A 14,006-nucleotide genomic window follows, 5' to 3' on the forward strand; every position below is an offset into this window, starting at 1 on the left:
CAGCTATGATGCCTGCCCGGGCTCGTGTGAGCTCCCGGCCAGAGTATCGGGCGCGAGCAACTGCAGACTGGCAAACTCACGGTACAGCGGGCTGGTTTGCATCAACTCGCTGTGGCTGCCACTGGCCAATAATCGCCCCCGCTCCAGCACCAGAATACGGTCGGCATTGAGCACTGTCGCCAACCTGTGGGCTATGATGAGAGTGGTTCGTCCCGCCATCAACTCATCCAAAGCCTGCTTGACCTTGACTTCACTGACCGCATCCAGGGCACTGGTGGCTTCATCGAGCAGCAGTAAAGGCCTGCGGGCCAAGATGGCGCGGGCAATGGCAATTCGCTGCTTTTGACCACCGGAAAGGCGCACGCCACGCTCACCCAAATAGGTATCATACCCCTGGGCAAACTCACTGATAAATTCATGAGCTCTGGCACCCTTGCAGGCGGCAACCACCTCTTCCAGGCTGGCCTCCGGGCGGCCATAACGCACATTTTCCAGCACACTGGTAGCAAAGATCACCGACTCCTGGGGCACCAGGGCAAACTGTGCCCTCAGGCTCGCCAATGATACAGAAGCGATATCGACGCCATCGAGCAGAATGCGGCCGCAACTCGGCTGATAGAAACGCTGCAGCAACTGAAACAACGTACTCTTGCCGGCGCCGCTGGGCCCAACCAGAGCCACCCGTTCACCGGGTTGAATATGGATATTGAGATCCTCAAGCACTGCTGCACCCTCATCATAGGCAAAACTCAGCTGCTCTATTCTGAGTTCTCCCTTAAGCGGACTGGGCAGCGCCAGCGGCTTGGCCGGCTCGGCAATATTTGCCTTGGACTCGGCCAGCTCCATCAAGCGTTCACTGGCACCGGCAGCCCGCTGAATATCCCCTATCACTTCGCTTATGGTGGCCACGGCGCCAGCCACCATCATGGCGTAAAACATGAATGCCGACAGCTCACCGGCGCTGACCGCACCGGCCATTACGTCTCTGGCCCCCACCCAGGTCACAGCCACTATGGCACCGATAGTCAGCAACATGACAGAGGAGATCAACGCCGAGCGATAACGGATGCGGCCACTGGCAGCACGCATCACCGCCGCCAGGTAGCCGTCAAAATTGTCGCGATCGCGAGCCTCGTGACCATAGGATTGTACCGTGTGGATCTCATGCAAGGTTTCATCCACATAGGCACCGAGATCGGCGACACTGTCCTGACTGGTGCGCGCAAGCTTGCGTACCCGCCGCCCAAGCAAACCTACAGGCACCAACACCAGCGGTACGGCCAGCAGCACCAAGGCCGTGAGCTTGATGCTGGTAAAAGCCATCATCACCAAGCCACCTATAGTGGTCACTGAAGATCGCAGTGCCATCGACAGGCTAGAACCGATAACTGTCTGCAACAGAGTACTGTCGGCGGTGAAACGGGAGATGATTTCCCCGGTGCGCAAGCGGGCGAAAAACACCGGGCTTTGTTCCAGTAACCTGTGATACACCAAGCGGCGAATATCGTTGCTGACTTTCTCACCGAGCCAGGTCATCAGATAAAAGCGGCAGAACACGGCCACGGCACTGACCAGGGTGATCCCCAGAATAAACAACACAATTTCGTTGAGGCGGCCCGAGTTGTCGGCCATAAAGCCCTCATCCACTATCAAGCGAACCCCTTGCCCCAGAGCCAGCCAGGCCAATGACCCCAGCAGCAAAAACAGCAGCGCCAGGGCAACCCGCAAACGATAAGGCTTAAGAAAGCTCAGGATCCAGGGCAGGATCCGAGCCGAAGCGATTTGAGGAGCAGACAATAGAAAATCCAGACAGTGACTATTAATCAGGATTGTGGCGCCAAAGCGCCGATGAGTCCAGTTCAGGCAGACACAGCCTTGGGCGTTCCATGGTGACCATCACGCATCCAGTTGACATCCAACAACTCGGCACCGCTGAGACTGAACGCCTGGCCAAAACCTTTGACATAGAGACCGCGCTCGGGCACCAGCTTAAACAGGTTGAAATCGGTCAATGCCGCCAGGTTATCTATCATCTCACCGAAGCGCCCGGACAGCACCTGTACCCCTTTGGCAAAGCTTGGGCTGTCTCTTGCTATCAGTTCGGCAGCGGCATCAAAGGTCAAGCGACGGCGGGCAAACACGCTGCGCGCCTCGGCTTCGTCTTCCACCAGCATCACAGATACCCGCGGTGACTGTTTGAGATTAATACCGTGACGCGCCAGATCGCTTACCAGAATATAGAAGCCATCATCGGCCAGCGCGAACGGCGCATAGCTGGCATTGGGGACCCCGTTGGCATCCTGGGTCGCCAACTGCAAGGTAGTGCGCCCCTGTTTAAACTCTTCAATTTCCGGCAGCAGTTTTTCCTGCAGGCGTTGGTTCTCACTGGTCATATTTCCCCCTTTTTTGCTGTCACTTCACCACGGTGACGCCAGTCGGCAAACAGTGCCAACTGTGGCGGCAGCAGCTTGCGTTGTTGATCCCGGCCCAGATAGACCTTAAAAACGATGGCGCCATCAGGGCCAAAGAAGTTAATCGAATGGCTTTCAGTGCCCCGAAATGGACGACTTATCAAAGCGATGGCACTGAAATTCTCCAATTTCAGATGGCCATGCAGGCCATCTCCCTTGCTGTAGAGGTTAAAGTAGCCATGAGCCGTCTTTCCCTTGGGGAAGTCGCCTTTAAATTCAAATATCTGCCCGGCAACTGTGACTATGGTGGTCAACTTGCCCCACTCAGGCAGTGCCTGCAACAGGGCTTCCAACCATTCCAGCGGCAAGAATTGCTGCTGCTCGGCCGGTAATGCCTGCACCACCTCAAGCTCAGAAATCCCAAGATTGGCGGCGGCATCGGCCGGCAACCATTCAGGGTGTTCCAGCATGGCGGCGGCTATCTGCAGGCGGCCAGCGGCCGCCCTTGTTGTATCGCTTATCTGCATCTGTTGCTCCATCAGAAACGGTAACGGGCCGAGAGCTTGAAGTTGCGCCCTTGATCCATCAGGGTTTGCCAGGCTTGGATGTATTCTTCATCGCCAATGTTTTCAATGGCAAAGTCGACTCGCAGTCCTTCGAAGGCCCCCATGGCAGGCTCCCAAGCCAGATACACATCCCATAGGGTGTAGTCCTGGTAGCGGTTAACCGGGTTGTTTTCAGGCACCCTGTCTTGACTGGCGTTATAGCTGACCCGGGTCCCCAGCTTCATATCGCCCGCCATGATCCCTTGCGATAAGTCGAGCACCAGCTTGTTGGCCGGAATATTGGCCAGATAACCTCCGTCATGCCTGTCCTTGCCTTCAGTCTGACCATAGCTGAGTGATAAGCGGGTCTGATTGATACGATACTTCCCCGTCAGTTCGAAACCGGTCAGCCTGGCCTTGTCGACGTTATCCCAACGGGTATTCTGCTCAAGCCTGGGAATACCATGCAATGGATTGGTCACCCGCTGCTCAATAAAGTCATCGACATCGTTTCTGAATACACTCAAGCTCAGCGCCAACTCATCGTTGCCCGCCAGCTCAGCAAAGCGCATATCGGCCTTCAGTTCCTTGTTCTTGGCCTTTTCAGCCTTGAGGCTTTCATTGACCTCGAAGGTATTACACAGGCCGTTGGGCAAGAAATTGGGGATGGATGGAATACAATAGTGAGTGCCGCTGGAGTACATCTCCTCCACTGATGGCGCGCGGAAGGCTTCATCGTAACGGGCACTGAGTGTCAGCCATGGCGCTGTCTTCCACACCAGTGCCAACGAGGGAGACAAAGCATCGTCATCACTGGAATGACCCAGGTTATTGCTTTCGTTTTCAAAGCTGTCGTAACGCAGCGCCGGATCCAATGACCAGTTTTCCCCCAGGGCGATATTGGCGGCCACGAAAGCGCCCCACACCCGAGACTCACCATCTATGTTGCCGGGACGCTGACCGCTCTGGCCGCTGTCATCACGGAAGGTTTCTATCTGGTCGCGGTAGCCATCCAGACCATAGGTTAATTTGAGCCCCTGCCATTGACTGCGATTGGCGATACTGAACCCCAGGGTTTCATATTCTGTGGTGTCGAACTGGCCCTTGGTCAGGCGATTCTCATCATAATCTGTCTTGTTCCAGTAGAACTTGGCATCCAGATCCAGCAAGGCATTGCCCCTTGGTGCCAGGCTGTAGTCCAGGGTCAGGTTGGAATCTTTGCTGTCACGGCGCACCAGAGGCACACTATTGCTGACACCTGTGGCCGGATTGCTGGGCACGGCCTCGGAGATCTCATTGATCCTGCCGGAAAGCTGCAGCCTTTGTGCCTCGTCCAACTGCCAACCAAACTTGGCCAAACCACTGCGGCTGCGGCTGGCGCTGTTTTCCAGGGTATTGTCATTACCGGCCTTGATATTGTCGCCGTCGCTGTAGCTGCCGTTCAGCAACCAGTCGATACTGCCCTTGGCACCATAAATGGCACCACTGCTCTTGCTGCGCTGGCCATTGGCTTCATAACCTTGCTTGAGATAACCACCAAAGCTCTGGCCTTCGTCGAGCATCTCTCTTGCCGACTTGGTATTTTGTGATACCATGCCACCTATGGCGCCACTGCCCCAAAGGCTGGAAGCCGGGCCGCGTACCACCTCGATAGAACTGAGCAGCTCAGGATCCATAAAGAAGGTGCCTCTATGGCCAGCGCTGGTGTTTTGCCTGGCACCATCTATGGTCTGCAATACTCTCTGGCCACTGAGGCCACGAATTTCCACCTGTTGGGCAGACGCCCTGGGGCCATTGGCGATATTGATGTTGGCTTCCGTTTTGAGCACTTCGGCCACCGAGTCGCCCTGCTTCTCAGCCAACTGCTCTTCGCCGACAACCACTGCACTGCGGCTGGACTCAGAGACTTTCTCCTGAATGCGGGTAGCACTTACCAGCACTTCATCAAATTCAGCTGTTTTTACCTGCTCGGCAACAGCGGCCAAACTCAGGAGGGGAGTCCCCAATGCCAGAGTAATAGCCATAACCAGCGGCTTTCTATTCATCATCTTTGATCCTCAAACAGATTATCAGGCTGTATCTCCAGCCTTTCTCATGGGAGTGGCATTACTGAAAATAAATTGAGCCCAGGGGCAAACAGCAAGCCCGGGATAACACCACTTACGCCGGCACTCTAGCTTAACTTTAGAAGATGATCAAATAGTAATTATTATCATTTGCAATATTATTTACTCTAATATATTTTAATCTGAAGAAAGGGAAAGTTACTCGGGAAGCTAAGCCATTTGTCGGTACGAAATGCGGTGCTATTCAAACGGTAAAAGCTAGCCAAGCGGTAAAAACTGGTTAGGCAGTAAAAGTAGGAACCATGGAATGGTGGCGGCTCAGGGACAGAGCCGACCCAAAACAGAACAGCATTGAGCCTTACGGGTCCTTGCTTAGTTGAATTTGAACATTCACCCGCAGCAACAAGCGGTTGTAAACAGGAGTAACGGCGTGACCCCCAAGCGTTATTGTGGTTTTGCGCTCATGGCATTGTCACTTCAGAGTGCGGTATTGGCCTCTCAGACAGCCCCCCCAGATCCTTTGGTAATGCCCACCAAGGGCGGTTTGCAGCTGAGTTTCAGCGCAGCCCCTGCTGCAGCGCCCCAAACTGCCTCTGCCCAGACTCAAAACCAGGCTGCTACCGCCGAAAGCCACCCCGCGGCAAAGGCCCCATCCGCTAAGCATAAAGAAGCTGAACATAGCGAACCTCAATATAAAAAACCGTTGAAGCAGAATGTGGCAAACCCTGAGTCGCCAAAGTCTGAGCAACCAAAGTCTGAGCAGCTAAATGCCAAACCTGCCAAAGCGAGTCAGAAACAAGCCTCAAAGATGAGTAAGCCACAACCGACTCAGGAAAAACCGCGAGAGAGAGAAGATAAATCTGAACCGAAACACGCCTCAACAACTCAGCAAGAAGAGCCTGTGCCCCATGAGGAAAAGCCGGGCATTCCTTCGTCGCCGGTTCTAACAGCCACCACCTCAGGGCTGAATCACACAATAGAGCTGGCTGAGCCTGTTTTTGCCAGCCCGCCGACGCCACCGAACTACCCCAGACTCGCCCGCAAGCGGGGCTTTGAGGGCACGGCTCTGGTAGACATCTTCTTTGATCATCAAGGCAAAACCCAAAACGCCCTGCTCGTCAGCAGCTCAGGCTATTCCATTCTGGATGAAGCGGCATTGGCCGCCGTACGCCACTGGCAGTTCAGCATTCCTTCCCAAGCCTCAGCCGCCCGTTTCAAAGTCAGGGTGCCGGTTCGCTTCGCCCTTAATTAACAGTTGGAGACACGATGGAATTAAGTTTGTACCAAAGCCTGCACCAGCAACTTGGCGATCTCACTTGGCCTTTGCTCATCTGCGCCTTTCTGACCCTGATGATATTGCTGGAGCGCTTTGCCATCTTGTTGCCGAGCCTGTTCAGGCGCCAATCCTGGCTCGGCGAATTGCGCAGCGGCACACTGGATGAAAGCTGTGACAGCCTGCTTGAACGCCTGAAAGATAACCGGGGACTGATTTCCTGCGGTGCCCGCCATTTGCTGAGACAGGCCGCACAACCCAAGGCGCTGCGGGAAGAGTTGTTGTCACTTTGGCTGGCAAAGGAGAAACGCAAACTCCACGCCGGGCTCAAGTTGCTGCAATACATAGGTGCCATCAGCCCGCTTCTGGGTTTACTCGGCACTGTGCTGGGGTTACTGGAGATGTTCAATGACATTGGCGCCAATCAGAGTGACAGTATCACTCCGGCCTTGTTGGCTTCAGGCTTGGGATTGGCCATGTACACCACAGCCGCCGGCCTGTTGATCGCCGTACCCGCGCTGTTGGGCGCGCAGCTGTTCGGACTCTGGGCCGAGCGCTCAGTGGCCTCCTGCGCCCATGTACTGAATCAACTCAACCTTTGGCTGGAAGGGGTTCCACTGCAGGGCGAAGACAATGATTACGCTGCTTTTAACCTGACCAAACTCAGTCAAATCAATGGCAAGCGTCGCCATCCGGAGCCGCTGTCATGATTGAAATTAAGGAAGAGCATGGCCTGGATAGCGGCCTGGATCTAACCCCCTTGATAGACATCATCTTCATTGTGCTGGTGTTTTTGCTGCTCACAGCCAATCCCAAGTTATTGAGCCTGCCGATTGAAGTGCCGGATAACAGTGCCACAACTTTGAGCCCACAAGCACAGACTCAATTGACGGTAAGCGTGTTACCCCAGGCGCCGTTCTGGGCGCTCAACGAACAAAAATTTGCCCGGTTCGACGCGTTCGAGCAGGCACTGACTCAGGCGCTGGCCGACAATCCCGAACTGACTTTGGTGGTAGCCGCCGACAAGGAGGCAAGAGTCCAGCCGCTGATGCAACTGCTGAGTCTGCTGCAACGGCTGGAGATCAGCCAGACCAGGGTCCTGATGGAACCCTAAACAACTGATGAAACCTCAGACACAAGTCTGTGGCGATGAGTCCCTGAATTATTTTGGAGCTAGAATGAAAAACTCTCTTATCTTCCTCTGTGGCCTGCTCGCCATGCCGCTTTTTGCCGCAGAAGAACCTCCCAAGCGAGTGATCAGTGCCGGTGCCGGCGTCACTGAATTGGTACTGGCATTGGATGCCGCCCCACAACTGGTGGCTGTTGACGCCAGCAGCGCCCTGCCAGGAACGCTGAAACTGCCAAGACTCGGCTACCACAGAATGCTTTCAGCCGAGGGCATATTGGCGCAAAAACCGGATCTCCTGATTGGCACCTCTGTGATGGGACCGGCCAGCAGTATAGAGCTGGTAAAACAGGCCGGTGTGCCGGTTATCACCCTGAATGCGGCCGATACCGCCGAGCAACTACAGCAAAATATTCTCACTCTGGGAAAGGCTCTGAATAAGGAAAAAGCCGCCACCGAACTGGCCAATACCCTGGGTGACAGGTTACAGCAATTGGCGCAATCAGCGGCCAAATTCGAACATCCACCCAGAGTCATGTTTATGTTGTTGCAGTCAGAGCGTCCCGCCAGGGTCGGCGGCGCCGATACGGCCGCCGATATCATTATCCAGCTGGCCGGTGCCACCAACGCCGCCGACTTCAGCGGCTACCGCAGCCTGTCTCAGGAAGGCATTCTGGCGCTCAAGCCAGAGCTGATTTTACTCTCAAGCGCCAGCGAGCAACCCGAACCTCAAGCCGATAAGCTACTGAAGAGCATGCCGCTACTGGCCCATACTCCGGCCGGAAAAGCCGGTTTGATCCGGGATCTTCAACCTCAGGCATTGCTCGGGGGATTGGGTATCTCCGCCATTGAAGCGGCCGAATCCCTGAATCAGGAACTGCTGGAGCAATAATCATGGCTGCCGTGCTGCCCCCCCACCGCCATCCCTGGCTCTGGCCAGGACTCGCCAGCCTGCTGCTGTTTTCCGCATTGCTCTCGATAGCAACCGGACCTGTGACCATAGGCTTGAGCGATATAATCGACTCCCTGCTTGGCTCAATCGCCGCCGGGCAGGAAGCCAATGCCCTGATAGTGCAAAATGTCCGTCTGCCGAGAACCTTGCTGGCACTGATTGTCGGCGCCCTGTTGGCACAGTGCGGCGCCGTAATGCAAGGCCTGTTTCGTAACCCTCTGGCGGATCCCGGCATCATAGGTGTGTCCTCGGGCGCGGCGCTGGGAGCCGCCATCTGCATAGTGCTACTGCCACATCTTGGCAGCTATGCCGTCCCCCTTGGTGCTTTTCTCTGCGGTCTGGCAACCAGTTTACTGGTTTACCGGCTCGCCACTTCAGGTGGCAGCACCTCAGTGGTGTTACTCTTGCTGGCCGGGGTGGCTATTACCGCCCTGGCCGGTGCCGGAATTGGCATGCTGACTTTCCTTGCCAACGACATGGCACTGCGGGATCTCAGCCTGTGGCAACTGGGGGCCATCGCCGGTGCCAGTTGGCAATCTGTATTTATCTGTCTGCCGGTACTGGCCTTGGTGAGTTGGCAGTTCAACAAACAGGCATTGGCGCTCAACGCCCTGTTGCTTGGCGAATCCGAGGCGCGTCATCTGGGCATAGAGGTAGACAGGCTCAAGCTGAAGTTGATCTTACTCTGCTCTTTGGGTGTCGGTGTTGCCGTGGCGGCCACCGGCATCATAGGTTTTATCGGACTGGTGGTACCACATCTGGTGCGGCTGCTCAAGGGGCCGGATCATCGGCAACTGCTGCCGCTGAGTGCCATTCTCGGCGCCGTGCTGCTGGCCTTGGCCGACTCAGGGGCCCGCACCTTGATGTCACCGGCCGAGATCCCTGTCGGCCTGATGACGGCTCTGCTCGGCGCTCCCTTCTTCCTCTATCTGCTGCTAAGTCAGCGACGTAAGCTTTATTGAGGTACTCCATGCCTTCACTCGAATCCGTGACCACAACAACTGCCGCACAGACACCGGCTATATCATTTGAGTCCACCGTAGTTACTGAGCAAGTACTGGAGCTCAAACATCTCCATGCCAGAGTCGACAACAAGCCCTTGCTGACCGATGTCAGTTGCCGACTGCAAAGCGGCCAATTTTACGCTCTATTGGGGCCCAATGGCGCTGGCAAGTCCAGTCTGCTGCGGCTGTTAACTCAGGAGCTCAAGGCCGATGCCGGGCGGATAAGCTTTCACGGCTCGCCTCTTGGGCAGTGGCCGAAACAAGCCTTGGCCAGGCATCTGGCCATGTTGCCGCAACACTCGAGTCTCAGCTTTCCCTTCAGCGTTCGTGAAGTGGTAGCCATGGGCCTGTATCCTCTCAGTCTCAGTGCCAGAGATGCCGCCCAACTGGTTGAGCAGCAACTGTGGCGTCTGGATCTGGCTCACCTGAGTGAGCGCAGCTATCCGGCACTGTCCGGCGGTGAACGCCAGCGGGTTCAGTTGGCCAGGGTTTTGACTCAATTGGCCCAGGCCGAGCACTCGCCTGTACTCTTGTTGGATGAACCCACTTCGGCGCTGGATTTGGCCCAGCAACACAGAGTACTGCGGCTCGCCAGAGAGCTGGCACATGAGCAGGGCTACACTGTATTGGCCGTGCTGCACGACCTCAACCAGGCCAGTCACTATGCCGATCAGTTGCTGGTTTTGGACAAAGGAAAACTCCTGGTTCAGGGCGAGCCTCAACAGGCTTTGACGCCTGAACTGATTTCCAGGGTCTGGCACTATCAACCGGGTACCTTCGCCGACGCGCAGGGGCAGAGACTCTATTTTTGAAGCGATCAAAATCTTGACAATAAAAGCCCTTGCAATATGGCCCTGCCATAAGAGCATTTGACCCCGAACAAGTTCAGCACCGACAAGCGCCTTTGATGTGAAGCCGTCTGTGGTCAGAACTCCAAGCAGGCAGGTATAATTCTTGGGTCAGCCATCAACCCCATCAGAGATGAACAAGAAGCCAGCGATTTCCAACGAAACCCAAACCGAAGCCATGCGCGTGGCCAAAGCCACTCAAAAGGCGGGGCAGACCAAGGAGCAAACCCGCCTCATTGCCCAGGGCATAGAGAAAGGCATTGCTGAATACAAGAAGCAACAAAAGGCCAAGGCCAGGGAAAGAGACAAGGCGCGCAAACAAGAGCTGAGGCAGAAAAAGAAACTTCAGTCCGGCGAAGATGACGGCGTCGCGGCAAGCGAAATACCTTCAAGCTACATCCCCAAGTGGCAACTCTTGTTACCTTGGACACTGCTCATTTTAAGCTGGATTTGGTTTGTATTTATATAACTTTATCAATTGCTTAAATTTTATTTGAGAGCAAGTAAGGCTATAAAAATAACTTCCTCACCGCGAGTTCAGCCACACACGAACAAGTTACGGCATGATTTAAGATACAATAATCCGTAAACTTTCTGCCGGTTAATGGCAACAGAGAAGCTCAGATGTCGCTAAACAGCAGAGTGCGGATCTGCTCCAGGTGAGTGCCAACCCAGGCACTGTTAATCGGGCCCCAGGTGCGGATGTGGTAGTGCCCTGAATTATTCCTGCGGCCATCCTGAATAAAGTCCACCTGAATACCTATATCGCCGAAGGCGGCAATGGCATCTTGCAAAGTGCGGCGCGGCATGCCGGTTTCCTTCTGTAAGGACAGCAGGTTATGTTGGCTATCGTCTATCAGGTGGGCCAGATAGAGCTTACGTAAAAAGGCAGTTTGCTGTTTGGATACCTTATCGGCTTGGAACATACTCATCGTCCTGATGGTTTACAGCCAGTAGCGGCGCGTTTGAGAAAACGAGCGCCACATAGGCAACAAAGTCTTGCAACCAAACTACTTGATATCCAGTTGTTAACACAAGTGCAATCGCTCAGGATCCGGAACTGCATCAAGTCTCTGCCATCCGAGTTAGCGGCTTGAAGCGACAAACTCTCTATTGCTATAGTCAGGTCAATGCCTCAAGGACTCAAAGCACATGGATATCCGCTCGCCCCACTCGCCCCTGCCTCAGCAGCAGTGGTTGGGCTTTGACAGCCAACCCTTGGCCCCCTTGTCTCCCCGCTACCGTCAACAATTGCTGTGGCAAAACCTGTTGCTGATGGCGCTGGTCATACTGCTACTAGTGCCTGCTTTACTGCTCAGCGCCAAGCTGAGTGGTCTTGGAGTCATCATCTCGGTCACACTGGCTCTGCTGCTTTTGGGATTCAAGACCTGGCTCAATCTAAAACAAGCCGAAGCCATGGCTTATGGCGTTTGTGAATACGGCATTTTGCTGCGTGAAGGGCTTTGGTGGCAGAGCCATACCGCCATGCCGGCCAGCAGGCTGCAACATGTGAGCCTGTCTCAGGGGCCATTGCAGCGCCATTTCGGACTGACAAGTTTGCGCTGCTACAGTGCCGGCAGTTCGGCGGCCGAGGTGAGTCTGCCCGGGCTGGATATTGAAGTCGCCGAAGCGCTGCGCCAACATCTGCTGTCTCTGGCAAGTAAAAATGTTAGTGGCACCTTGATGGAGACGCCGAATTGAGCCAGGTGCAGCAAGCCAATTGGCACTCACTCTCGCCTTGGGCAATCATCAGTTTCAGCCTCTCCAGCCTAAAGCACTTCCTCAGCAACGGCTATGCCCTGGTGCCTATTCTCTATACCGGCTGGCAGCAGGGATTTGACTCCGTCTGGCTGCCACTGGCACTGGCATTGACCCTGATAGTGATTTTTGCCCATGGGCTGTTGAGCTGGCGTAAATTCCGTTATCGCTTGACTCGAGGGCAACTCGAGGTCCACAGCGGCGCCCTGTTCAAACGTAAAGTCGAGCTGCCGATAGACAGAATTCAGAATGTGCGTCTGGAACAGCCTTTTTACTTTAAGCCTTTGCGACTGGGTAACTTGATAGTGGAAACTGCGGGTTCAGCCAAGGATGAAGCCTGCTTGAGCGCAGTCACTCAAGCTCAGGCCGAGTCACTGAGGCGGCAATTGATGAAACGGGCCGACACAGACGAAAGCGCCCCCGCCTCTGCACCACCAAACTCCCGCTTACTGGTGAAGAAGTCCCTGGCAGAGCTGGCACTCTTTGGCCTGTATCAAAATAATTTTGTTTGGTTTGCCGTCATCGCAGGCCCGGTACTCAGCCAGCTCGAAGGCAGTCAACTGATGGAGCTGGGGCTGACACAAGTCTTCGACTGGCATCAGCAGCAGCTCAGTGGCAACCTGCTGCTGGAGCTGGGGTTCCTTGTCGGCCTTCTGCTCCTTGGCTATCTGTTGTTTTCCTTGATCTCAATAGTCGCGGCGCTGCTGAAATATGTCCCCTATCGCCTGACCCAGGAGTCGGAGACCTTACAGCGTAGCGGCGGCCTGCTGTCCCACCAGCAAGACATACTCAAGCAGCACAGAATTCAACTCATCAGTTTGCAGCAGCCGTTGCTGGCCCGCTGGCTGAAACGCTGGACTCTGAGCTTCAAGCAGATAAAAGGCAATGAAGTGGAAGGCGGCAGCAACAATCACATGTTGGTTCCATCGCTCGGTAGAGGCGAAGTGCATCGCCTGCTGAAAAGGCTCAACCAAAGAAGCAGCAAGGCCGACGGTATTCCCAATCGTTGGCACCCCATTCACCCGAGCTGGTTTTACTATAGGGCGCTGTGGTGCTTAACGCCGGCGCCGCTGGCGTGGGCATTTATCGGCTCGGCAGTAGAGACCTGGTTGCTGTTGCTGGTCGGAGTGTTGGCTGTCCTGGCGCTTTATCTACGCTATCGTCAATGGGGTTTTTGGCGGGTTGAAAACGATCTCTGGATCCACAAAGGGCTCCTAGGTCACAGTTGGCAGTTGGTGCCGCTGGGCAAGGTGCAACATCTGCAGTTGATCCAAAGCAGGGGCCAAAAACGCCGAGGCCTCGCGAGCCTCAAACTTGGGCTCGCCAGCGGCGAACTGACACTACCAGCCATCCCGCTGGCCAAGGCGCAGGATATCGCGGCGCAAACCCTTGGGCTTATCGCCCATGATTACAGCAACTGGATTTAATCCTATTCAAATAGAAGGAATTGTCATGCCAGCTCAAATCGCTTCCGAGTACAGGCCACAACGGGTAATCCATTTTTGGTTTGAAGAGATAAGCCCCAAAGCTTGGTGGGACAAGGATCCTGAGTTTGACAACACAATTGATCGCCGTTTCGGCGCCTTGCTAAATGCGGCCCGTCAGGGCGAATTATGGCATTGGCGGCAAACGCCACAAGGGCGCCTGGCGGAAATTTTGCTGCTGGATCAGTTCTCGCGCAACATTCACCGCGATACTCCCGATGCCTTCAGTGCCGATCCCATGGCATTGGCTTTAGCGCAGGAGGCGATCAGCATTGGCGCCGACAAACAGCTGCAAGCCCCTATGCTGGCATTTCTTTATATGCCCTTTATGCACAGCGAGTCGGCGGTTATTCATCAAAAAGCCCTGGAACTGTTCGCCTCGGAACAAACCAGGGACAACTATGACTTTGAGTTGAGGCACAAGGCGATTATTGACAGGTTTGGCCGTTATCCCCATCGCAATGCCATATTGGGACGGCAGTCGACCGCCGAGGAGCAGGCCTTTCTCGAGCAGCCCGGCTCCTCGTTCTAGTACTCAT

At 55.0% G+C, this 14,006-nt stretch carries 15 protein-coding genes; 10 read left to right on the forward strand and 5 right to left on the reverse strand.

Translation table 11 applies throughout. The annotated features are described in order from the left end of the window. Positions 1–3: 3 nt before the first annotated feature. From ACMHXE_RS18170 to ACMHXE_RS18185, 4 genes are read right to left on the reverse strand one after another with little or no spacing between them, the layout of a single operon-like run. Positions 4–1,827 carry an ABC transporter transmembrane domain-containing protein gene (locus ACMHXE_RS18170; RefSeq protein WP_240905207.1) on the reverse strand — a complete coding sequence of 608 codons (1,824 nt, stop codon included), beginning with the start codon at positions 1,825–1,827 and terminating at the stop codon, positions 4–6. Positions 1,828–1,859: 32 nt separating this feature from the next. After that, positions 1,860–2,393, reverse strand: a complete 534-nt coding sequence (gene hutZ, locus ACMHXE_RS18175) for a heme utilization protein HutZ (protein ID WP_101052727.1) — start codon at positions 2,391–2,393, stop codon at positions 1,860–1,862. Continuing rightward, complete coding sequence (hutX, locus tag ACMHXE_RS18180) at positions 2,390–2,938, reverse strand: heme utilization cystosolic carrier protein HutX (protein WP_373296776.1); 549 nt, start codon at positions 2,936–2,938, stop codon at positions 2,390–2,392. The genes hutZ and hutX overlap by 4 nt, the downstream gene beginning before the upstream one ends. Before the next feature lie 11 nt (positions 2,939–2,949). Continuing rightward, complete coding sequence (locus ACMHXE_RS18185) at positions 2,950–5,001, reverse strand: TonB-dependent hemoglobin/transferrin/lactoferrin family receptor (RefSeq protein ID WP_413733029.1); 2,052 nt, start codon at positions 4,999–5,001, stop codon at positions 2,950–2,952. 451 nt (positions 5,002–5,452) lie between these two features. Between ACMHXE_RS18185 and ACMHXE_RS18190 the strand changes: the two genes are divergently transcribed. From ACMHXE_RS18190 to ACMHXE_RS18220, 7 genes are all read left to right on the forward strand, one after another. Continuing rightward, complete coding sequence (locus ACMHXE_RS18190) at positions 5,453–6,274, forward strand: TonB family protein (protein WP_413732998.1); 822 nt, start codon at positions 5,453–5,455, stop codon at positions 6,272–6,274. Between the two features lie 14 nt (positions 6,275–6,288). Next, positions 6,289–7,005, forward strand: a complete 717-nt coding sequence (locus ACMHXE_RS18195) for a MotA/TolQ/ExbB proton channel family protein (protein ID WP_028779489.1) — start codon at positions 6,289–6,291, stop codon at positions 7,003–7,005. After that, entirely contained in the window at positions 7,002–7,409 is a 408-nt protein-coding gene (locus ACMHXE_RS18200) for an ExbD/TolR family protein (protein ID WP_025008886.1), read from the forward strand. The genes ACMHXE_RS18195 and ACMHXE_RS18200 overlap by 4 nt, the downstream gene beginning before the upstream one ends. Positions 7,410–7,473: 64 nt before the next feature. Next, a complete protein-coding gene (locus ACMHXE_RS18205) occupies positions 7,474–8,313 on the forward strand; it encodes a heme/hemin ABC transporter substrate-binding protein (RefSeq protein WP_157823001.1) in 840 nt (279 codons plus the stop codon). Between the two features lie 2 nt (positions 8,314–8,315). Continuing rightward, a complete protein-coding gene (locus ACMHXE_RS18210) occupies positions 8,316–9,335 on the forward strand; it encodes a FecCD family ABC transporter permease (protein WP_071238416.1) in 1,020 nt (339 codons plus the stop codon). 8 nt (positions 9,336–9,343) lie between these two features. Continuing rightward, positions 9,344–10,189, forward strand: a complete 846-nt coding sequence (locus tag ACMHXE_RS18215) for a heme ABC transporter ATP-binding protein (protein ID WP_101052715.1) — start codon at positions 9,344–9,346, stop codon at positions 10,187–10,189. Between the two features lie 169 nt (positions 10,190–10,358). After that, positions 10,359–10,694, forward strand: coding sequence for a DUF2956 domain-containing protein (locus ACMHXE_RS18220; RefSeq protein ID WP_101052713.1), 336 nt, complete (start codon positions 10,359–10,361; stop codon positions 10,692–10,694). A 151-nt stretch (positions 10,695–10,845) separates the two neighbouring features. Here ACMHXE_RS18220 and ACMHXE_RS18225 read toward each other — a convergent pair whose 3' ends face one another. Next, positions 10,846–11,151: a winged helix-turn-helix domain-containing protein gene (locus tag ACMHXE_RS18225; RefSeq protein ID WP_039034136.1), complete on the reverse strand. Its 306-nt coding sequence runs from the start codon at positions 11,149–11,151 to the stop codon at positions 10,846–10,848. Between the two features lie 226 nt (positions 11,152–11,377). Here ACMHXE_RS18225 and ACMHXE_RS18230 point away from each other — a divergent pair, with 226 nt between their 5' ends. The 3 genes from ACMHXE_RS18230 to ACMHXE_RS18240 are packed head-to-tail and all read left to right on the forward strand — an operon-like array spanning position 11,378 to position 13,999. Then, positions 11,378–11,926 (forward strand): PH domain-containing protein, encoded by a 549-nt coding sequence (locus ACMHXE_RS18230; protein WP_101052709.1) that lies wholly within the window; start codon positions 11,378–11,380, stop codon positions 11,924–11,926. Positions 11,927–11,931: 5 nt separating this feature from the next. Further along, complete coding sequence (locus ACMHXE_RS18235) at positions 11,932–13,410, forward strand: PH domain-containing protein (RefSeq protein ID WP_229799993.1); 1,479 nt, start codon at positions 11,932–11,934, stop codon at positions 13,408–13,410. Between the two features lie 25 nt (positions 13,411–13,435). After that, positions 13,436–13,999 carry a DUF924 family protein gene (locus ACMHXE_RS18240; RefSeq protein WP_101095318.1) on the forward strand — a complete coding sequence of 188 codons (564 nt, stop codon included), beginning with the start codon at positions 13,436–13,438 and terminating at the stop codon, positions 13,997–13,999. Positions 14,000–14,006: the final 7 nt, after the last annotated feature.

This window comes from Shewanella sp. BJSY2023SW007, from assembly GCF_047314525.1.
In the GTDB taxonomy this organism is placed as follows: Bacteria; Pseudomonadota; Gammaproteobacteria; order Enterobacterales; family Shewanellaceae; genus Shewanella; species Shewanella chilikensis.

What these genes read in the sequence shown, in the direction of transcription:
- ACMHXE_RS18210 (WP_071238416.1), top strand. Translation starts at nt 8,316, where the DNA reads ATGGCTGCCGTGCTGCCCCCCCACCGCCATCCCTGGCTCTGGCCAGGA.
- ACMHXE_RS18225 (WP_039034136.1), bottom strand. Translation starts at nt 11,151, where the DNA reads ATGTTCCAAGCCGATAAGGTATCCAAACAGCAAACTGCCTTTTTACGT.
- ACMHXE_RS18220 (WP_101052713.1), top strand. Translation starts at nt 10,359, where the DNA reads ATGAACAAGAAGCCAGCGATTTCCAACGAAACCCAAACCGAAGCCATG.
- hutX (WP_373296776.1), bottom strand. Translation starts at nt 2,938, where the DNA reads ATGCAGATAAGCGATACAACAAGGGCGGCCGCTGGCCGCCTGCAGATA.
- ACMHXE_RS18215 (WP_101052715.1), top strand. Translation starts at nt 9,344, where the DNA reads ATGCCTTCACTCGAATCCGTGACCACAACAACTGCCGCACAGACACCG.
- ACMHXE_RS18185 (WP_413733029.1), bottom strand. Translation starts at nt 5,001, where the DNA reads ATGAATAGAAAGCCGCTGGTTATGGCTATTACTCTGGCATTGGGGACT.
- ACMHXE_RS18195 (WP_028779489.1), top strand. Translation starts at nt 6,289, where the DNA reads ATGGAATTAAGTTTGTACCAAAGCCTGCACCAGCAACTTGGCGATCTC.
- ACMHXE_RS18205 (WP_157823001.1), top strand. Translation starts at nt 7,474, where the DNA reads ATGAAAAACTCTCTTATCTTCCTCTGTGGCCTGCTCGCCATGCCGCTT.
- ACMHXE_RS18240 (WP_101095318.1), top strand. Translation starts at nt 13,436, where the DNA reads ATGCCAGCTCAAATCGCTTCCGAGTACAGGCCACAACGGGTAATCCAT.
- hutZ (WP_101052727.1), bottom strand. Translation starts at nt 2,393, where the DNA reads ATGACCAGTGAGAACCAACGCCTGCAGGAAAAACTGCTGCCGGAAATT.
- ACMHXE_RS18200 (WP_025008886.1), top strand. Translation starts at nt 7,002, where the DNA reads ATGATTGAAATTAAGGAAGAGCATGGCCTGGATAGCGGCCTGGATCTA.
- ACMHXE_RS18230 (WP_101052709.1), top strand. Translation starts at nt 11,378, where the DNA reads ATGGATATCCGCTCGCCCCACTCGCCCCTGCCTCAGCAGCAGTGGTTG.